Source organism: Variovorax sp. 10N412 (assembly GCF_056394985.1).
Map to the genome: position 1 here is coordinate 177,225 of NZ_JBFTIO010000008.1, position 19,929 is coordinate 197,153.

The following is a 19,929-nucleotide window of genomic DNA, read 5'->3' on the forward strand; positions in this document are numbered from 1 at the left end:
GGCTATTGCGAGCCTCCCGTTGCGTCGAGCGCGGCCGATGCCAGCACGCGCAGGCACAGGTCTTCGTAGGCGATGCCCGCGGCGCGCGCGGACATCGGCACCAGCGAGTGGCTGGTCATGCCGGGCGAGGTGTTCATCTCCAGCAGGAACGGCTTGCGGTCACTGGCGCGGATCATCACGTCGGCGCGGCCCCAGCCGCGGCAGCCCAGCGTGCGGTACGCGGCCAGCGTGATGCGCTGGATCTCGTGCTCCTCGGCGTCGGACAGGCCGCTCGGGCACTGGTACTGCACGACGTCGGTGAAGTACTTGTTCTGGTAGTCGTAGGCGCCTTCGGGCGCGGCGATGCGCACCACCGGCAACGCGCGCGCGTCCAGCCCGTGGCCGAGCACGGCGCAGGTCACTTCCTCGCCGTCGATGAATTCCTCGCAGAGCACGTCGGCGTCGTACCTGGCGGACAGCGTGACCGCGTCCTGCATCTGCGAGTAGCCCTCGACCTTGGTCACGCCGATGGACGAGCCCTCGCGCGGCGGCTTCACGATCAGCGGCAGGCCCAGCACGTCGGGCACGGCCATCACCTGCTCGCGGCTTTGCTGGTCGAAGGCCAGGCGCACGTACTTGGGCGTCGGCAGGCCGTCGGCCTGCCAGATGCGCTTGGTCATGACCTTGTCCATGGCCACGCTGGAAGCCATCACGCCCGAGCCGGTGTAGGGAATGCCGAGCAGCTCCAGCGCGCCCTGCACGGTGCCGTCTTCGCCGTGGCGGCCGTGCAGTGCGACGAAGCAGCGCGCGAAGCCTTCGCGCTTGAGCTCGGTCAGCTCGCGCTGCGACGGGTCGAAGGCATGCGCGTCCACACCGCGCGAACGCAGGGCTTCGAGCACGCCGGTGCCCGACATCAATGAAACTTCGCGTTCGGCGGAACTGCCGCCGAACAGAACGGCAACCTTGCCGAAGCGTGCGGGATCCTGAAGGCTCATGCGCCCCCCTCTTTGCGCGTGTCGCGCTGCAATGTGGAAGCCGTGGCGGACAGCGCCGCGGCGAGTTCGACGACCTTGCCCGGCACAGCGCCGATGGAGCCGGCGCCCATGGAGAGCACCACGTCGCCCGGGCGGGCGTTGTCGAGAATGGCGCGCGGCATGTCGGCGATGTCGTCGACGAACACCGGCTCGACCTTGCCGGCCACGCGCAGGGCGCGCGCCAGCGTGCGGCCGTCGGCCGCCACGATGGGCGCCTCGCCGGCGGCATAGACCTCGCCGAGCAGCACCGAGTCGGCCGTGCCGATGACCTTCACGAAGTCTTCGAAGCAGTCGCGCGTGCGGGTGTAGCGGTGCGGCTGGAACGCGAGCACCAGCCGGCGGCCCGGGAACGCGCCACGCGCGGCGGCGATGGTCGCGGCCATTTCGACCGGGTGGTGACCGTAGTCGTCGATCACGGTGAAGGTGCCCGCGGCACCCTCTTCATGACCCTGCACCGCCACGTCGCCGTAGCTCTGGAAGCGGCGGCCCACGCCCTTGAAGCCGGCCAGCCCGCGCTGCACCGCCTCGTCGGCAATGCCGAGCTCGACCGCCACGGCGATCACCGACAGCGCGTTGCGCACGTTGTGCTCGCCCGGCAGGTTCAGCACGATGGGCAGGTCGGGCAGCGTCACGCCGTTGCGGCGCTGCGCGGTGAAGTGCATCTGGCCGCCGACGGCGCGCACGTCGATGGCGCGCACCTGGGCGTCCTCGCCGAAGCCGTAGCTGGTGACCGGGCAGGTCACGTCGGCCACGATGTCGCGCACCGCCGGGTCGTCGGTGCACAGAATGGCCACGCCGTAGAACGGCATGCGGTGCAGGAAGTCGACGAAGGCCTTCTTCAGCTTCGCGAAGTCGTGCCCGTAGGTTTCCATGTGGTCGGCGTCGATGTTCGTGACCACCGCCATCACGGGCAGCAGGTTCAGGAACGAAGCGTCCGACTCGTCGGCCTCGACCACGATGTAGTCGCCGCTGCCGAGCTGCGCATTGGCGCCGGCGCTGTTCAGGCGCCCGCCGATCACGAAGGTCGGGTCCAGGCCGGCGGCGTCGAGCACGCTCGCCACCAGGCTGGTGGTGGTGGTCTTGCCGTGCGTACCGGCAATGGCGATGCCCTGCTTCAGGCGCATCAGCTCGGCCAGCATCAGCGCGCGCGGCACCACCGGAATGCGCTTCTCGCGCGCGGCCAGCACCTCCGGGTTGTCCGCCTGCACGGCGGTGGAGGTGACGACCGCGTCGGCCCCTGCGATGTGCGCGGCCGCATGGCCCACGAAGGTACCAATGCCCAGGCCCGCAAGCCGGCGCAGCGTGACACTGTCGGACAGGTCGGAGCCGGTGATCCTGTAGCCCAGGTTCAGCAGCACTTCGGCAATGCCGCTCATGCCCGAGCCGCCGACGCCCACGAAGTGAATATGACGGATCGCGTGCTTCATTTGGCCAACTCCTCGCAGGCGCGGACGACCGCTTCCACTGCTTCGGTCTTCTGCATGGTCTTGGCCTTGGCGGCCCTGTCGATCAGCGCAGTGCGCTCGGTTGTCTGTAGCAAATCAGCCAGCAATTCAGGAGTGAGGTCGGCCTGCTGCACGAGCCACCCGCCGCCCGCGTCCACGAGGAAGCGCGCGTTGGTGGTCTGGTGGTCGTCGACCGCCGAGGGAAAAGGCACGAACAGCGCTGCTGCGCCGACGGCCGCGATTTCTGTGACGGTGCTGGCGCCGGCTCGCGCGACGATGATGTCGGCGTCCGCATAGGCCTGCGCGGTGTCTTCGATGAAAGGCGTGAGTTCGCCCTCGACGCCGGCGGCCGTGTAGTTGGCACGCAGCTCGTCAATCTGCTTTGCGCCGCTCTGGTGCAGCACCTGCGGGCGCGTCTCGGGCGCGATGCGGGCCAGCGCCTGCGGCACCACGGTGTTGAGGCCGCGCGCACCCAGGCTGCCGCCGACCACCAGCAATTTCAGCGGACCTGTGCGGCCCGCGAAACGCGCAGCCGGGTCGGGCTGCGACGTGAATGCCGCGCGCAACGGGTTGCCCACCCACTGCGCCTTCTTCAGCACATTCGGGAAGGCCGTGAACACACGGTCGGCCACGCCCGCCAGCACCTTGTTGGCGAGACCGGCGACCGAATTCTGTTCGTGCAGCACCAGCGGCTTGCCGAGCAGCACGCCCATCATCCCGCCCGGAAAGGTGATGTAGCCGCCCAGGCCCACCAGCACGTCGGGCTTCACCCGGCGCACCACGCCCAGGCTCTGCCAGAAGGCGCGCAGCAGGCGCAGCGGCAGCAGGAACAGCGTGAGCGGGCCCTTGCCGCGCACGCCGCCGAACTGCACCGGCTCGAAGGCAAAACCGCGCGGCGGCACCAGTTTTTCTTCCATGCTGCCGGGCGCGCCCAGCCAGTGCACGCGCCAGCCGCGCTCGCGCAGGGCCTCGGCCACGGCAAGGCCCGGGAAGATGTGGCCGCCCGTGCCGCCCGCCATGACGAGTGCGGTCTTGCCGGTCATACGCGCCCCCCCCGCATGAGCACCCGATTCTCGTAGTCGATGCGCAGCACGATGGCCAGCGCCACCAGGTTCATCAGGATGGCCGAGCCGCCGAAGCTCATCAGCGGCAGCGTCAGGCCCTTGGTCGGCAGCGCGCCCAGGTTCACACCCATGTTGATGAAGGTCTGGAAGCCGATCCACACCCCCACGCCCTGGGCCACGAGGCCCGAGAACACGCGGTCGAGCGCGATGGCCTGGCGGCCGATGTGCATGATGCGGCGCGTGAGCCAGAGGAACAGGCCGATGATCAGCAGCACGCCGACGAGGCCGAACTCCTCGCCGATCACGGCGAGCAAAAAGTCGGTGTGCGCCTCGGGCAGCCAGTGCAGCTTCTCGACGCTGCCGCCCAGGCCCACGCCGAAGATCTCGCCGCGCCCGATGGCGATCAGCGAGTGCGACAGCTGGTAGCCCTTGCCCAGCGCATGCTCTTCGCTCCACGGATCGAGGTACGCAAAGATGCGCTCGCGGCGCCACGGGCTGCTCGCGACGATGCTGCCGAAGGCCACCACCACCAGCGCGGCAATCACGAAGAACATGCGCGCGTTCACCCCGCCCAGGAACAGGATGCCCATGGCGATCACGGCGATCACCATGAACGCGCCCATGTCGGGCTCGGCCATCACCAGCATGCCCACCACCACCACCGCGATGCCCATCGGCAGCACGGCGCGGAAGAAGCGCTCCTTGATCTCCATCTTGCGCACCATGTAGCTGGCGGCGTAGAGCACCATCGCGAGCTTGGCGAGCTCCGACGGCTGGAAGCGCATGAAGCCCATCGGCAGCCAGCGGCGCGCGCCGTTCACGTTGATGCCGATGTGCGGAATGAGCACCGCCACAAGCAGCAGCAGCGACGCCACGAAGAGCCAGGGCGCGGCGCGCTCCCAGGTCTTCATGGGGATCTGGAAGGTCAGCAGCGCCGCGACGAACGCGACGGCCACCGACGCGGCATGCCGCGTGAGGAAGAACGAGGCGCTGTAGCCGGCACGCGCGAAACGCGGGTTGTCCGGCAGCGCGATGGAGGCCGAATACACCATGATCAGGCCCCAGGTCAGCAGCGCGACCGTGACCCAGACCAGCGCCTGGTCGAAACCCAGCACGCGCATCGGCGTGGCCTTGGTCTGCGCGATGCCGGCGCCGCCCAGCCGCACGGGCAGGTGCACGGGCAGCGCGTCGATGCCGCTGCGGGCGCGCCTGAACCAGCCGCTGAACCGGCTGGTGCGGGTGTTGGGCGTGGCGCCTGCGGCAGCGGGGTTCACAGCGGTTCCTCCGTCGAATCGGAAGCAAGACCTTCCACCAGCCCGCGCGGGCTGTCCTCGTAGGCCTGCACGGCCTCGCGGAACACCTCGGCGCGGTGCGCGTAGTCCTTGAACATGTCGAAGCTCGCGCAGGCCGGCGACAGCAGGACGGCGTCGCCCGGGTTGGCGCGCGCGCCGGCGAGCTTGACTGCGTCGTGCATCGAGGCGGCGTGCAGCAGCGAGACGCCGGTGGCGGCCAGCGCGGCCTCGATGACCGGCGCGTCGCGGCCGATGAGGACCACGGCGCGTGCGTACTGGCGCACGGGTTCGGCCAGCGGCTCGAAGTCCTGGCCCTTGCCCTCGCCGCCAAGGATCACGACCACGCGGCGCTCTTCGCCGAGGCCGACGAGCGCGGCGGCGGTGGCGCCCACGTTGGTGCCCTTGCTGTCGTCGAAGAACTCGACCTGGTCCACGATGGCGACGGACTCCACGCGGTGCGGCTCGCCGCGGTATTCGCGCAGGCCGTAGAGCATCGGTCCCAGTGCGCAGCCGGCGGCACTCGCGAGCGCGAGCGCGGCCAGCGCGTTCATCGCGTTGTGGCGCCCGCGAATGCGCAGCGCGTCGGCCGGCATCAGGCGCTGCAGGAAGATTTCTTCTTCCACCACCGCGCCGCGCTTGCGCTTCTGCGTTTCGTCGGCTTCCAGCGCGCGCACCAGCCAGGTCATGCCGTTGACGCGCTCGATGCCGTAGTCGCCCGGGCGCAGCGGCATCGCCGCGCCGAAGGTGACGTGGGTGCGGATCTGCGGGCGCTGCAGCTTGACGCGCAAGGGCGGCGGCAGCATGGCCATCACGCCGGCGTCGTCGCGGTTCAGGATCATGAGCCCGCGCGCGCCGAAGATGCGCGCCTTGGCCGCGGCATACGACTTCATGTCGCCGTGCCAGTCGAGGTGGTCCTGCGTGAGGTTGAGCACGGTGGCGGCGGTGGGCTCGAAGCCCTGCACGCCGTCGAGCTGGAAGCTGGAGAGCTCCAGCACCCACACGTCGGGCAGCGTGCCGGCGTCGATGTGCGCGCTGAGCGTGTCCAGCAGCGTCGGGCCGATGTTGCCGGCCACGGCCACCGTCTTGCCGGCGCGCTCGACCAACTGCCCGGTGAGCGAGGTGACGGTGGTCTTGCCGTTGGTGCCGGTGACGGCGAGCACGGCGGGCGTGTAGCCCTTGGGGGCTTCGGGCTCGACGGGGGGCGCCAGTTCGAGCTGGGGTGTTTCTTCTTCGGCCACGGCCGAGGCCGGGTTGGTGGCGGCCAGTTCGGCGATCTTGGCGACGAACTCCGCGGCTTCGCGGGCGGCCGTGGGGACGTAGGGCTTGCCGGTGCTGGGCAGGCGGGAGACGGTGGCGACTGCGGGCGAAGCAGCGGGCGCTTCCGGCGCTTCCAGCGCTTCCAGTACTTCCGATGCGGGCGCCTGCGAATCGGCGGCGTCCGGTGCAGTGGCTTCGCCGGTTGCGTCTTGCACCGCGGCTTCTGGCTGCGTGCCCGCAGGAGCAACGGCCAGCTCCGGCGTTTCTTCTGCTGTCACAGGCTCGACCGGTGCTTCGTGCGCTTCCGGCGGCACAGGCACGGCCACGCTGGTCGACGGATCGCGCGGCATGGCTTCGGCCATGGCGGGCGCGGTCGGCTCGGGCTGGGCGTCGGCGGGTTCGATCGACCCGGTCACCGGTTCGGCTTCGGGCGTCGATTCAGTTTCAGGTTCGACCGCTTCGACCGATGCCGCGGTTTCGAGCGGCAGTTCGGCCTGCGCGTCGGCCTGCTCAGGCTCGGCGATCGCTTCCTGTGCGGCCTCCGGATCGGCTTCGGCTTCGGGTTCGGCCACCGGCACTTCGACGGTGCGCAGGTCCAGCAGCGCGCGCGCGAACAGGTCCAGCTCGCCACCGACCGGCAGGCCCATGGCCCGCGCCGCATCGGCCACCGGTGCGATGGTTTCGGGCGACAGGCCCGGCGAGCGGTACACCGCGCGAATCGGCGTGCCTTCGACCAGCGCGGCCGAGAACGGCCCGCCGACGAAGCGCACGTCGGGCAGCTCCGCCGTCAGCGTGGCCAGCGACGCCGGCGCCTCGCGCGTGTCGGCCACGGTCACGACCGCACCGTGGCGCGCGCACCAGCGCGCCATCGCCAGCCCGGACGCGCCGAGGCCGAGGATGAGAACGGGGAGGTCTTTCAGGTGCCGCATGGTGTGTTCAGCGCAGCTTCAGCGTCGACAGGCCCACGAGGCACAGCAGCATCGTGATGATCCAGAAACGCACCACGACCTGCGTCTCGCGCCAGCCGCTCTTCTCGAAGTGGTGGTGCAGCGGCGCCATCTTCAGCACGCGGCGGCCTTCGCCGTAGCGCTTCTTGGTGTACTTGAAGTACATGACCTGCGCCATCACCGAGATCGCCTCGACCACGAAGATGCCGCCCATGATGAAGAACACGATTTCCTGGCGCACGATCACCGCGATGGTGCCCAGCGCGCCGCCCAGCGCCAGCGCGCCCACGTCGCCCATGAACACTTGCGCCGGGTGCGTGTTGAACCACAGGAACGCCAGGCCCGCGCCGGCCATGGCCGAGCAGAACACCAGCAGCTCGCCCGAGCCCGGGATGTTGGGGAACAGCAGGTACTTGGAGTACACCGCGCTGCCCGTCACGTAGGCGAACACGCCCAGCGCCGAGCCCACCATCACCACCGGCATGATCGCCAGGCCGTCCAGCCCGTCGGTCAGGTTCACGGCGTTGCTCGCGCCCACGATCACCAGGTACGTGAGGATGACGAAGCCGATGCCGCCGAGCGGGTAGCTCACTTCCTTGAAGAAGGGCACCAGCAGGTTGATCTTGGGCGGAAAGTCGAGGTCGAAGCCCGACTGCACCCAGGCAAAGAACAGCTGCAGCACGCGCCAGTTGGAGCTTTCCGAAATGCTGAACAGCAGGTAGAAGCCCGCCAGCAGGCCCACCACCGATTGCCAGAAGTACTTCTCGCGCGAGCGCATGCCCTCCGGGTCCTTGCGCACCACCTTGCGCCAGTCGTCGACCCAGCCGATGGCGCCGAAGCCCATGGTGACCCACAGCACGATCCACACGAACCGGTTCGAGATATCGAACCACAGCAGCGTGGCGAAGGCGATGGCGAACAGCACCAGCACGCCGCCCATGGTGGGCGTGCCGCTCTTGGTCAGGTGCGTTTCCATGCCGTAGCCGCGCACCGGCTGGCCGATCTTCAGCGCGGTGAGGCGGCGAATGACGAACGGGCCTGCCACCAGGCCGACCACGAGCGCGGTCACCGCGGCCATCAGCGCGCGGAAGGTGAGGTACTGGAAGATGCGCAGGAACCCGAATTCGGGCGACAGCGTCTGCAGCCATTGAGCGAGGCTCAGCAGCATGTGTTTTCGCGCGGCTCATGCGTCATGACCGGCCTCCTTTTGTTGTTTTGATTGCGCCTCGATGGCTTGAACCACGCGCTCCATCTTCATGAAGCGCGATCCCTTGACCAGCACGCTGCCGACCTGCGGCAGCCGGGCCAGCACCGCCGCGCACAGCGCGTCGAACGCGTCGAAATGTTGTCCGTCGCCGCCGCCCTGGAAAGCGGTGGCGGCATGCGCCGTGGCGGCGCCCAGCGTGTAGACGGACTCGATGCCGCGTTGCCGTGCCCAGGCGCCGACTTCGGCGTGGAACTCCGGCGAGCGGTCGCCCACTTCGCCCATTTCGCCAAGCACCAGCAGGCGCGGGCCCGGCAGGGCGGCGAGCACGTCGATGGCGGCGATCACGGAATCGGGGTTGGCGTTGTAGCTGTCGTCGACCAGCGTGAGCGCATGGCCGCCGGCCAGCACGACCTCGCTGGCGCGCGAGCGGCCCTTGACGGGCTCGAAGGCGTCCAGGCCTGCGGCAATGGTGTCCAGCGACACGCCCGCCGCCAGCGCGCAGGCGGTGGCCGCCAATGCGTTCACGACGTTGTGGCGCCCGGCGATGTGCAGGCGCGTGTCGAAGGCACCGATCGGCGTGCGGACGCGCACGGCCCAGGCGCCCTGCGCCCATTCGGCGCGCTCCAGCGAGATGTCGGCGTCCTGCGGCTCGCCGAAGGTCATGCAGCGGCGGGCACCGCCGTCGCGCGCCATGTCGGTCCACAGCGAGGTGAAGGGGTCGCCGTACGGGAACACCGCGGTGCCGTCGTCCGGCAGCACCGCGAACACGGCGGCGTTTTCGACGGCCACCGCCTCGACGCTGGCCATGAACTCCTGGTGCTCGCGCTGCGCGTTGTTGACCAGCGCGATGGTCGGGCGCGAGATGGCGGCCAGCCGCGCAATTTCGCCCGGATGGTTCATGCCCAGCTCGAGCACCGCGCGGCGGTGTTCCGCGCGCAGGCGCAGCAGCGTGAGCGGCACGCCGATCTCGTTGTTGAAGTTGCCCGCCGTCGCCAGGGCGCGTTCGGCGCTGCCGGCGAGCAGCACCGCCGCGATCATCTGCGTGACCGTGGTCTTGCCGTTGCTGCCGGTGACGGCAATGAGCGGCAGCACGAACTGCGCGCGCCAGCCGGCGCCGAGCGCACCGAGCGCGGCCAGCGAATCGGGCACTTCGAGCCCGGCCAGGCCGGCGGCTTCGAGGCCGTGGTGCGCAATGGCCGCCACGGCGCCCTGCGCCTTCGCGTCGGCGAGGAAATCGTTGGCGTCGAAGCGCTCGCCCTTGAGCGCGACGAACAGGTCGCCGGGCGCGAGCGTGCGCGTGTCGGTGTGCACGCGGGCGATGACGGTCGAGGCGTCACCCACCAGGCGTGAACCCGGAATCCATTGCTGCAATTGGGCCAGCGTGAGGGCGAGCGGTGTGGCGCCGGTCATGCTGCCTGCCCTCCGCTGCTTCGCAGGGCCAGCGCCTGCAGCGCATGGGCCTTGTCGGAGAAGGCGATGCGCTGGCCGGCAATCTCCTGCCACGCCTCGTGGCCCTTGCCGGCGATCAGCACCACGTCCTGCGGGGCGGCCTGCGCGAGCACGTCGGCAATGGCGGCCGCGCGGTCGGGTTGCACCTGCGCCGCCTCGGGGCGCGAGAAGCCGCGCAGCACCTGCGCAATGATCGCGTCGGGCTTTTCGCTGCGCGGGTTGTCGCTGGTGACGACCACATGGTCGGCCTGGCGCTCGGCCACGGCGGCCATCATCGGGCGCTTGATCGGGTCGCGGTCGCCGCCGCAGCCGAACAGGCACCACAGCGCCCCGCCGCGCTGCTTGGCGAGCGGGCGCAGGCCGATCAGAGCCTTGTCGAGCGCGTCGGGCGTGTGGGCGTAGTCGACCACGGCCAGCGGCGCGCCGTCGCCGGTGCCGGCGCGGTCCATGCGGCCCGGCACGCTCGTCAGATGGGCGCATGCCGCCACGGCCCGAGCGAGCGACAGGCCCAGCGCGCGCAGCGTGCCCAACACCCCCAGCAGGTTGGCCACGTTGTACTGGCCGATGAGGCCCGTCGACAGCCGCTGCACCGCGTCGGTGCCCTGTTCGGCCACCGAGAACTGCAGGCCCTGCGCGTCGTAGCCGATGTCGCGCGCCATGAGGCGGGCCGGCTTGCCGTCGGCCGACACGGTCCACACGTCGAGCGCGCCGATGCCCACGTCGATCAGGTTGGCGCACAGGGTCGCGCCGTGCGTGTCGTCGATGTTGATCACCGCCGCGCGCAGGCCGGGCCAGCGGAACAGCTCGGCCTTGGCCTGCCAGTAGGCGTCCATGCTGCCGTGGTAGTCGAGGTGGTCCTGCGTGAAGTTGGTGAACACCGCCACCGCGATCTGCGCGCCGTCGAGGCGGCGTTCGGCGATGCCGATGGACGAGGCCTCGATGGCGCAGGCGCCGAAGCCGCGCGACACCAGCGAACGCAGCTCGCGCTGCATCATGACGGGGTCGGGCGTGGTCAGGCCGGTGTAGGTGAGTTCGGGCGGCACGCCGATGCCCAGCGTGCCCATCACGGCGCAGGGCGACGGCGCATCGCGCTGCACGGTGCCGTCGGGATTCATCGCGCGCACGCCACCCGCCGCGCGCAACGTGGAGAGCGATTCGGCGAGCCACCAGGCGGTGGAGGTCTTGCCGTTGGTGCCGGTCACGGCCAGCACGTCGAGCAGGGCCGAGGGGTTGTCGTAGAAGGCCGAGGCGATCGGGCCGGTGGCGGCCTTCAGGCCGGGGTAGCTCACGATGCGCTCGTCGCCTTCGAAACCGAAGGCCTCGACGCCCTCGTGCTCCACCAGGCACGCCGCCGCGCCCTGCGCCAGCGCGGCCGCCACGTGCTTGCGCCCGTCGGTGGCGGCACCGGGCCAGGCGATGAAGACATCGCCCGCGCCCACGGCCCGGCTGTCGGCATGCAGCGCGGCCTGCGGCGCGCGCTCCTTGAGCCAGGCGGCGGCCATGGAGGGGGAAGTGAAGGTCAGCATGGTCAGAAGCTCTCGTCGACGCCCTGCGTCATCACCAGCGGTTTGACCGCCAGGTCGGGCGGTACGTTCATCATGCGCAGCGTCTGCTGCACGACTTCGCTGAACACGGGCGCCGCGGCCACGCCGCCAAAATACTGGCCGTCGCTGGGCTCGTCGATCATCACGGCCACGATGATCCGCGGCTTCTCGATGGGTGCCATGCCGGTGAACCAGGCACGGTACTTGTTGCTGGCGTAGCCCTTGCCGACCTGCTTGTGCGCCGTGCCCGACTTGCCGCCGACCGAATAGCCGACGGTCTGGGCGCGCGTGCCGGTGCCGCCCGGGCCGGCGGCCATCTGCAGCATCTTGCGCACGGCCAGTGCGTTGGAGGGCGAGAACACCCGCACGCCGACCGGCGCCTCGGTGTTCTTCAGGATGGTCACCGGAATGAGCGAGCCGTCGTGCGCGAACGAGGTGTACGAATGCGCCATCTGGAACAGCGACGCCGACAGGCCGTAGCCGTAGGCCATGGTGGCCTGCTCGACCGGCTTCCAGGTCTTCCACGGGCGCAGCCGGCCGGTGACGGCGCCGGGAAACTGGATCTGCGGCTTCTGGCCATAGCCCAGCGCGGTGTAGGTGTCCCACATCTCGTGCGGGGTCATCTTCTGCGCGATCTTGAGCGCGCCGACGTTGCTCGACTTCTGGATCACGCCCTCGACCGTCAGCGTGCCGTAGTTGTGCGTGTCGCTGATGGTGAAGCCGCCGATCTGGAAGCGGCCCGGGCCGGTTTCGATCAGCGTCTGCGGCTTCACGCGGCCGGCTTCGAGCGCCATCGCCACGGTGATGGGCTTCATGGTCGAGCCGGGCTCGAAGGTGTCGGTGAGCGCGCGGTTGCGCAACTGCTCGCCGGTGAGGTTCTGGCGCTTGTCCGGCACGTAGCTCGGGTAGTTGGCCAGCGCCAGCACCTCGCCGGTGGTGCTGTCGAGCACCACCACGCTGCCGGCCTTGGCCTTGCGCGCCGTCACGGCGTCGCGCAGCTTCTGGTAGGCGAAGAACTGCACCTTGCTGTCCACGCTCAGCTGGATGTCCTGGCCGTCGAGCGGCGGCACGGTGTCGCCCACGCCTTCGACCACGCGGCCCAGGCGGTCCTTGATGACGCGGCGCGAGCCGGCCTTGCCGGCCAGCTCCTTGTTGAACGCGAGCTCGATGCCTTCCTGGCCGTTGTCTTCCACGCTGGTGAAGCCCACCACGTGCGCGGCGGCCTCGCCCTCGGGGTACTGGCGCTTGTATTCGCGGCGCTGGTAGATGCCCTTGATGTTCAGCGCGGCAATCTGCTTGGCGATGGGCTCGTCGACCTGGCGCTTCACCCAGACGAAGGTCTTGTCCTCGTCCTGCAGCTTCTTGTCGAAGTCCTTCTGCGGCATCTCGAGCAGCTTGGCGACCTGCTTGAGCTTGGCGCGCACCTCGGGGTCGTCGCGCTCGATGTCTTCAGGAATGGCCCAGATGCTGGGCGCCACCACGCTGGACGCGAGGATGAGGCCGTTGCGGTCGAGGATGCGGCCGCGGTTGGCCGGCAGCTCCAGCGTGCGCGCGAAGCGCACTTCGCCCTGGCGCTGGAAGAAGCTGTTGTTGAACACCTGCACGTAGGCGGCACGCCCCGCCAGCATGACGAAGCCGAGCGCGATGCCCGCCACGATGAACTTGCTGCGCCACACCGGCGTCTTGCTCGCAAGCAAGGGGCTGGTGGTGTAGCGCACGCTGCGGCGGCTCATCGCGGGGTCCTCGCTGCGGTGACAGGCTTGGCCGCAGGCTTCGCACCCATGGCGGCGGGCACCGCCGGCGCCACCGGGGCCACGGCCGGAATCACCGAGCCGTCCGGGCGCACGTACTGCGTGATGGCCGGCGAGGTGGTGCGCATCTGCAGCTGCTCCTTGGCGAGCTTTTCCACGCGCAGCGGCGTGGCCTGGGCGCGCTTCTCGACCTGCAGGCGGTCATGGTCCAGCTCCAGGCGGCGGGCTTCCTGCTGCACGCGGTCCAGCTCGGTGTAGAGCTGGCGCGACTGGTACTGCGTGTGCACGAGGTACAGCGCCGTCGCAACGACGGCCAGCAGCAGGAGCAGGTTGATGCGGGCCATGGTCAGCTGGCCTCGGTACGTTCGGCCACGCGAAGAATGGCACTGCGCGAACGCGGGTTGCCGCGCACTTCGTCGTCGGACGGCTTGATGCGCTCCAGCGCATTGAGCTTCATCACCTTCGGCGCGGCAAAGGGCGCACGGCGGTCGTAGACCTCCTTGGAGTGCTTGGCGATGAACTGCTTCACGATGCGGTCTTCCAGCGAGTGGAAGCTGATCACCGCGAGCCGCCCGCCGGGCTTGAGCACCGAGAGGCTCGCCTCTAGCGCCTGTTGCAGCTCTTCAAGCTCGGCGTTGATGAAAATCCGAAAAGCCTGAAATGTGCGCGTTGCAGGGTTCTGGCCCTGCTCGCGGGTTTTGACCGTGCCAGCCACGAGCTCGGCCAGTTCGGTGGTGGTTGAAATTGGGCCCCGTTCTTGTCGGCGAGCAACAATCGCCTTTGCAACCTGAACAGCAAACCGTTCTTCGCCATAGTCACGGATCACCTCTGCAATCTGCTGAAGTTCGGCTGTTGCCAGCCACTCGGCCACGCTCTCGCCGCGCGTGGTGTCCATGCGCATGTCGAGCGGGCCGTCGAAACGAAAACTGAAACCGCGCACCGGGTTGTCGATCTGCGGCGAACTCACGCCCAGGTCCATCAGCAAGCCGTCGACGCTTGCATCGGGCAGCTCACCGAGCGAGCGGAATCCCTGGTGCCGGATGGAAAAACGCGCATCGGAGATGCGCGCTGCTTCGGCCACTGCTTCCGCATCCTTGTCGAATGCGATCAGCCTGCCTTCCGGCGCCAGCCTGGAGAGGATGGCGCGCGCGTGCCCTCCCCGGCCGAAGGTGGCATCCACATAGGTGCCGGGGGCTGCCGTGCTGCCTGAAAGAAGGGCTTCCACCGCTTCGTTCAGCAAGACGGTCGTATGGGTCCATGGAGTGTTCACGTGAGTCCTCAGAACGCGAAGTCCTGAAACACATCCGGCATCTCGCCCTGGGTGGCCTCGGCCTCCTTGGCCTCGTACGTGGCCTTGTCCCAGAGTTCGAAGTGGTTGCCCATGCCCAGCAGCAGCGTGTCGCGTGCGATGCCGGTGGCGGCGCGCAGTTCGGGCGAGACCAGGATGCGGCCGGTGCCGTCCATCTCGACGTCCATGGCATTGCCCAGGAAGACGCGCTTCCACCACTGCGCCGACATCGGCAGCGCGGCGATGCGCTCGCGGAATTTTTCCCATTCGGGACGGGGGAACACCATCAGGCATCCGTGCGGATGCTTGGTGATCGTGAGCTGGCCGCCTGCCGTGGCGCTCAGGACGTCGCGATGCCGGGTCGGCACTGAGAGCCGCCCCTTGGCATCCAGACTGAGCGATGAAGCGCCTTGAAACACGACCACGAAACCCCTGTGGTGGGAGGTGCTGCAGCACCCGAAGGGGGCACTACCCGCACTTTTTCCCACTTAACTGCACTTTTTTGCACTGTAGCAGGAAACACTTAGGAAGCAACTGGCCGTTGGTGGTATTTTTTGTAATGGAATCAACGACTTAGCGCCGATTCCAAAACCTTGGAATCGGCGAATTTCGTTGCGAATGAAAGACTTAGCTCACGCACTGAAAGTGATGCGTGAAGCATTGCCGCCGTTACAGGGGCAGAAGAAGCAACTTCAGAGGATGAAGCGCGAAAGGTCTTCGTCGTGACTTAGTGCCGCAAGGCGCTGGTCGACGTAGGCGGCATCGATGCGGATCGATTGGCCTTCGAGGCGGGTCGCGTCGAAGCTTACCTCATCCAGCAGGCGCTCCATGACGGTCGACAGGCGGCGCGCGCCGATGTTCTCCGTGCGCTCGTTCACCTCGTAAGCGATGGTGGCCAGGCGGTTCACGCCGTCGGGCGTGAACTCGAGCGTCACACCCTCGGTGGCCAGCAGCGCCTGGTACTGCTTCACGAGCGACGCACGCGTCTGCGTGAGGATGCTCTCGAAGTCGGCTACCGACAACGACTGCAACTCGACGCGAATCGGCATGCGGCCCTGCAGCTCGGGAATGAGGTCGCTCGGCTTGCTCAGGTGGAACGCGCCGCTCGCGATGAACAGCATGTGATCGGTGCGCACCACGCCGTACTTGGTGGTGACTGCGGTGCCCTCCACCAGCGGCAGCAAGTCGCGCTGCACGCCCTGGCGCGACACGTCGGAGCCCTGCGCATCGCTGCGCGTGGCCACCTTGTCGATCTCGTCGATGAAGACGATGCCGTTCTGCTCGGCGTTGGTGATGGCCTGCGCGCGGATCTCGTCCTCGTTGATCAGCTTGCCCGCTTCCTCGTCGATCAGCAGGCGCATCGCCTCGGCGATCTTGAGCTTGCGCGTCTTGCGCTTGCCGCCGCCCATTTGCCCGAACATGCCGCGCAGCTGCTCGGTCATTTCCTCCATGCCGGCCGGGCCCATGATTTCCAGCGGCGTTCGCGTCTCGGCCAGGTCGAGTTCGATTTCCTTGTCGTCGAGCTGGTGCTCGCGCAGCTTCTTGCGAAAGGCCTGGCGCGTGGGGTTGGGGCCGTCCAGCGCGGGCGTGGCGCCGTCGGCACCGCGCGCCGGAGGCAGCAGCACGTCGAGGATGCGTTCCTCGGCCGCGTCCTCGGCACGCGCGCGAACCTTGATGCTTTCGGACTCGCGCGTCTGCTTGACGGCGATTTCGGCCAGGTCGCGAATGATCGAATCGACGTCCTTGCCCACGTAGCCCACCTCGGTGAACTTGGTGGCCTCGACCTTGATGAAGGGCGCGTCCGCCAGGCGTGCCAGGCGGCGCGCAATTTCGGTCTTGCCCACGCCCGTGGGGCCGATCATGAGGATGTTCTTGGGCGTGATCTCGTGGCGCAGCTTCTCGTCGACCTGCTGGCGGCGCCAGCGGTTGCGCAGGGCGATGGCCACGGCGCGCTTGGCGGCCGGCTGCCCGACGATGTGGTTGTCGAGCTCGGAGACGATTTCCTGGGGGGTCATGGACATGGTCAGAGCGCTTCCACCGTGTGGTTCATGTTCGTGTAAATGCAGATTTCTCCGGCGATCGCCAGCGATTTGCGCACGATCTGCTCGGCCGAAAGGTCGGTGTTGTCGATCAGCGCCTTGGCTGCCGACTGCGCATAGGCGCCACCCGAGCCGATGGCGATCACGCCGTCTTCGGGTTCCAGCACGTCGCCGTTGCCGGTGATGATGAGCGAGGTGGTCGCGTCGGCCACGGCCAGCATGGCCTCGAGCTTGCGCAGCACGCGGTCGGTGCGCCAGTCCTTGGTGAGTTCGACCGCGGCGCGGGTCAGGTGACCCTGGTGCCTTTCGAGCTTGGCCTCGAAACGCTCGAAGAGCGTGAAGGCGTCGGCCGTGGCGCCGGCAAAGCCGGCGAGCACCTTGCCGTGATACAGGCGGCGCACTTTGCGCGCCGTGCCCTTGATGACGATATTGCCGAGAGTGACCTGCCCGTCCCCGCCAATGGCGACCTGATCGCCTTGGGGGGTCTTGCGGCGCACGCTCACGATGGTGGTGCCGTGAAACTGTTCCATCGAAGCCATCTGGGGATGGCGACAGGCAATGCAACCCGCGCAAGGGCGGGCCGGGGCCTTAGTTTTTCCTAACCGCCACCGTCGCGTGATCGGCAATGCCTACCAGGTTGAACAGCGCGGCAATCAGGCGGTGGGCGTCCACGAACTGCACCCGCTCGCCGTTGGCGTCGCGTGCGCGCACCCAGGCCAGCAGGGTGCCGGCGGCCGCCAGGTCCATGCGCAGCAGCGCGGCGCAGGAAATGACCGGCGCGGCGGTGTGCCGCAGGTCGTGGTCCAGCCGCTGCCAACTCGACAGCGATTCACCCCGCAAGTCGCCCGCCAGCGCGGCAAAGCCGGTGTCGGTCGACGGAAAGCTTTCCGAATCTCCGCCGACCGACAGCAGCGACCACACCGAGCTGTGCCGGTTCGCCGGCGGCGCGGCCAGCGCGGTGCATTCGCCGCGCGGGTCCTGCCACGACGGCGGCGACACCTCGTAGGTGATGCAGTAGTTCAGCGCCACCAGCTCGAAGTCGTCGGGCAGGTGCATCAGCCGCAGCGCGGCCAGGTGCAGTTGCCACCACACGTCGTCGGTGCCGCGCTGGTTGTTGGGCGCCGCCTCGGACAGCACGGCCAGCAGCTGCGGCGAACCCATGAAGCGCAGCTGCACCGGCGAATCGGCCCAGTGGTTGAACAGCACGCGCAGCGGCGCGGCGGCTTCGACCTCGATGCCGGCCAGCCCGCGCCAGTCGAGCGTCCAGACCGAGCCCGCCTTCGACAGCGCGCGCGTGAGCTCCACCAGGCCGTCGCGCGCCAGGCGCGCCGGGCTGGCCCAGTCGGCGTGCGCGCCGCCCTCGGCGGAGGCCTCGGCCGCTTCTTCGCTGGCCGTGACCGCCTTGACGCTGCGGGCCAGATCCTCGAGCGAGACCCAGTCGGGGCCCATGCGCCGCATGCGCTGGGCGTAGCGCATGCGGGCGGCCGCGAACTTGGCGGCGTCGCCCGTGGCGCGGTAAAGATCGAACAGCGCGCGCCAGCGGTCGTCGTCGAGGTCGGCCGCGGGGCCGTGCCCGGCCTCATCGGGCGGTGCGCTGTCGGAGGCCAGGGCCTGCAGCAGGATGGCTTCGGCGCCCGTGTCGTCGCCGTGCGCGAAGCGGATAACCGCCTCCTCGAGCGCGCCGTCGTGCGCGAGGTGCGACGAGGTCAGGGGCATGTCGGCAGGCACCGACACCTGCGCGTCGACGTGGGGCTGGGCGGCCAGAGGCGGGACGGCAGACTGCGCCATGGGCGTGGCGGCAGCCGCCGGCCGCCGGAGCTCCTCCCCTGCAGGCTCGTCGTCGTGCACGGGCGGCAGCGTCTCGGCGCCGGCGTCCGGCGGCGGGCTGACCAGGGGTTCGCCGTTCGGCCCGCGCCCCTTCCACCACTGCTGCGACATCTGCTCTTCGATCTCGTCGATCTTCTTGAGCGTGAGCGCGCGGCCTTCGAGCTTCTCGGAGGAACTGTTGACGTTGAACGACGACGGCGTGACCGTCGCATCGGTGGCGTGGGAGGCGGCCTCGCGCTGGCGCAGCTTGCGCAGCATGTCGAACTCGCGCCGGCGCACGAAGTCGTTGCGCTGGCGCCGCTCGATCATTTCCTTCAGCATCTCGCGGCTGTAGGTCTGGTCGGGCAGCGAAGAATCGGACGCGGCCGGCGCGTCGAGCTCCGACCAATCCTTCAGGGGATTGCGAACAAACTTGGCCACCTTGGAAAAAAGGCGACCCGATTCTTCCTTGGCCATGCGGTGAAGACGATCGAGCGGAAAAGTGTCCTGGCTTCGTTCCCGGTCAGTCCCCGAACATCTTCTGCTTGAGCTCGCGGCGCTGCTGCGCTTCGAGCGACAGCGTGGCCGTGGGGCGTGCCAGCAGGCGGCCCACGCCGATGGGTTCGCCGGTTTCGTCGCAGTAGCCGTAGTCGCCCGCGTCGATGCGCTGGATCGACTGCTCGATCTTCTTCAGCAGCTTGCGTTCGCGGTCGCGCGTGCGCAGCTCGAGGGCGTGCTCTTCCTCGATGGTGGCGCGGTCGGCCGGGTCGGGCACGACCACGGTGTCTTCACGCAGGTGCTCGGTGGTCTCGCCGGCGTTCTCGAGGATGCCGCGCTTGAGCTCGACGAGCTTCAGGCGGAAGAACGCCATCTGCTTTTCGTTCATGTACTCGTCGTCCGGCATGGCAATGACTTCGGCATCGATCAGCTCGGCGGCGGACTTGGTCTTCCAGTTGTTGGCCAGCTTCGGGTCCTTCTTCACGGCCAGGGGCGGCGGCGGCACCAGCGCGGTGGAAGGTGCCTGCGAGAAGCTGGACTTGGCGGCGGTCGATGCCACGGACTGCGGCATCGAGGGAACGGTCAATTGCGACAGCCGGGACACGCGGCCACCACGCGCGGGAGCGGGCGTGGCGGTTTGAGCGGGCATCGAGGGTGTCGCCGGGGCGGAAGTGGAGGCGGCAGCCGTTTTTTTCATGGGACTCGGGGGGGCAGAAGGAACGGCAGCAGGGCGGCCGACAGGTTTGGATGACGATGGACCCGCGCCTGCGGTCTTGGTTGCAGCAGTGGCAGGCTTGGCGGACTTCTTCGCAGCGGTCTCGGCCTTGGCCGGTGGTGCTGCGGGCTTTTTGGAGGCGCTTTTCTCGTTCGCGGCGGAGTCGAGTGCAGCAGCGGAAACCTTTTTTGCCGCAGGTACAGCCTGCTTCGCAGCCGGCGCCTTCTTGGTGGCGGGCTTGGTTGCTGGCGTGGCCTTGGCGGCGGGTTTCTTCACGGTGACTGGCTCCTTTGACGAACTGGAACGCGCTTTCACTGGGTGTCTCCTCCCATGGAGACCCTGCGGCCTTCAGGCCGCGCGGTGTCTCCGTTGTCGGGTGCTCGCCAGTGACGAACCCCGGGGTTATACCCCCGAAAGCCCGCCAGAAACGTGCGGAGCCCCGTGCCACAAGTCACATCTCTTCCATGTGGACGAGGCGTGGCTGGCGGAACAGGCGCGCGATTGTATAGAGAACTCGCCGACGCGCGCGTTGTCCGTGCCCGCCGGTCGGCGCCGCCGGCAACTCCGTTAGCATCGCGCGGCGTTGTCGGGGGGACAACGCAGGCCCGCGCCCT

General features: G+C 68.7%; 16 protein-coding genes. All 16 read right to left on the reverse strand.

Annotation, left to right across the window (positions count from 1 at the left end; translation table 11 throughout):
- Positions 1-2 precede the first annotated feature (2 nt).
- On the reverse strand, positions 3-974 hold the full coding sequence (locus tag AC1DJH_RS20230; RefSeq protein ID WP_435441252.1) for a D-alanine--D-alanine ligase: 972 nt from the start codon (positions 972-974) through the stop codon (positions 3-5).
- The gene (gene murC, locus AC1DJH_RS20235) at positions 971-2,440 is read right to left on the reverse strand and encodes a UDP-N-acetylmuramate--L-alanine ligase (protein WP_478186913.1); all 1,470 of its coding nucleotides are present in this window, start codon (positions 2,438-2,440) and stop codon (positions 971-973) included. The genes AC1DJH_RS20230 and murC overlap by 4 nt, the downstream gene beginning before the upstream one ends.
- Positions 2,437-3,501: an undecaprenyldiphospho-muramoylpentapeptide beta-N-acetylglucosaminyltransferase gene (murG, locus tag AC1DJH_RS20240; protein ID WP_435441250.1), complete on the reverse strand. Its 1,065-nt coding sequence runs from the start codon at positions 3,499-3,501 to the stop codon at positions 2,437-2,439. The genes murC and murG overlap by 4 nt, the downstream gene beginning before the upstream one ends.
- A complete protein-coding gene (gene ftsW, locus AC1DJH_RS20245) occupies positions 3,498-4,796 on the reverse strand; it encodes a putative lipid II flippase FtsW (protein ID WP_472120220.1) in 1,299 nt (432 codons plus the stop codon). The genes murG and ftsW overlap by 4 nt, the downstream gene beginning before the upstream one ends.
- Positions 4,793-7,000 carry a UDP-N-acetylmuramoyl-L-alanine--D-glutamate ligase gene (murD, locus tag AC1DJH_RS20250; RefSeq protein WP_478186914.1) on the reverse strand — a complete coding sequence of 736 codons (2,208 nt, stop codon included), beginning with the start codon at positions 6,998-7,000 and terminating at the stop codon, positions 4,793-4,795. The genes ftsW and murD overlap by 4 nt, the downstream gene beginning before the upstream one ends.
- A gap of 7 nt (positions 7,001-7,007) precedes the next feature.
- Complete coding sequence (gene mraY / locus AC1DJH_RS20255; protein ID WP_472120216.1) at positions 7,008-8,186, reverse strand: phospho-N-acetylmuramoyl-pentapeptide-transferase; 1,179 nt, start codon at positions 8,184-8,186, stop codon at positions 7,008-7,010.
- A gap of 15 nt (positions 8,187-8,201) precedes the next feature.
- Positions 8,202-9,635, reverse strand: a complete 1,434-nt coding sequence (locus tag AC1DJH_RS20260; RefSeq protein ID WP_478186915.1) for a UDP-N-acetylmuramoyl-tripeptide--D-alanyl-D-alanine ligase — start codon at positions 9,633-9,635, stop codon at positions 8,202-8,204.
- A complete protein-coding gene (locus AC1DJH_RS20265) occupies positions 9,632-11,200 on the reverse strand; it encodes a UDP-N-acetylmuramoyl-L-alanyl-D-glutamate--2,6-diaminopimelate ligase (RefSeq protein ID WP_478186916.1) in 1,569 nt (522 codons plus the stop codon). Before AC1DJH_RS20265 ends, AC1DJH_RS20260 begins: the two co-directional genes overlap by 4 nt.
- Before the next feature lie 2 nt (positions 11,201-11,202).
- The gene (locus tag AC1DJH_RS20270) at positions 11,203-12,951 is read right to left on the reverse strand and encodes a peptidoglycan D,D-transpeptidase FtsI family protein (RefSeq protein ID WP_472120210.1); all 1,749 of its coding nucleotides are present in this window, start codon (positions 12,949-12,951) and stop codon (positions 11,203-11,205) included.
- Positions 12,948-13,313: a cell division protein FtsL gene (ftsL, locus tag AC1DJH_RS20275; RefSeq protein ID WP_478186917.1), complete on the reverse strand. Its 366-nt coding sequence runs from the start codon at positions 13,311-13,313 to the stop codon at positions 12,948-12,950. Before ftsL ends, AC1DJH_RS20270 begins: the two co-directional genes overlap by 4 nt.
- 2 nt (positions 13,314-13,315) lie before the next feature.
- Positions 13,316-14,239 carry a 16S rRNA (cytosine(1402)-N(4))-methyltransferase RsmH gene (gene rsmH / locus AC1DJH_RS20280; RefSeq protein WP_435438055.1) on the reverse strand — a complete coding sequence of 308 codons (924 nt, stop codon included), beginning with the start codon at positions 14,237-14,239 and terminating at the stop codon, positions 13,316-13,318.
- Positions 14,240-14,247: 8 nt separating this feature from the next.
- Complete coding sequence (mraZ, locus tag AC1DJH_RS20285; protein ID WP_013539433.1) at positions 14,248-14,676, reverse strand: division/cell wall cluster transcriptional repressor MraZ; 429 nt, start codon at positions 14,674-14,676, stop codon at positions 14,248-14,250.
- Between the two features lie 273 nt (positions 14,677-14,949).
- Positions 14,950-16,278, reverse strand: coding sequence for an ATP-dependent protease ATPase subunit HslU (gene hslU / locus AC1DJH_RS20290; protein ID WP_472120206.1), 1,329 nt, complete (start codon positions 16,276-16,278; stop codon positions 14,950-14,952).
- Between the two features lie 2 nt (positions 16,279-16,280).
- Positions 16,281-16,826 carry an ATP-dependent protease subunit HslV gene (gene hslV, locus AC1DJH_RS20295; RefSeq protein WP_478186918.1) on the reverse strand — a complete coding sequence of 182 codons (546 nt, stop codon included), beginning with the start codon at positions 16,824-16,826 and terminating at the stop codon, positions 16,281-16,283.
- A gap of 58 nt (positions 16,827-16,884) precedes the next feature.
- A complete protein-coding gene (locus tag AC1DJH_RS20300; protein ID WP_478186919.1) occupies positions 16,885-18,579 on the reverse strand; it encodes an STAS domain-containing protein in 1,695 nt (564 codons plus the stop codon).
- 46 nt (positions 18,580-18,625) lie between these two features.
- Positions 18,626-19,591 (reverse strand): RNA polymerase-binding protein DksA, encoded by a 966-nt coding sequence (dksA, locus tag AC1DJH_RS20305; RefSeq protein ID WP_478186920.1) that lies wholly within the window; start codon positions 19,589-19,591, stop codon positions 18,626-18,628.
- Positions 19,592-19,929 lie beyond the last annotated feature (338 nt).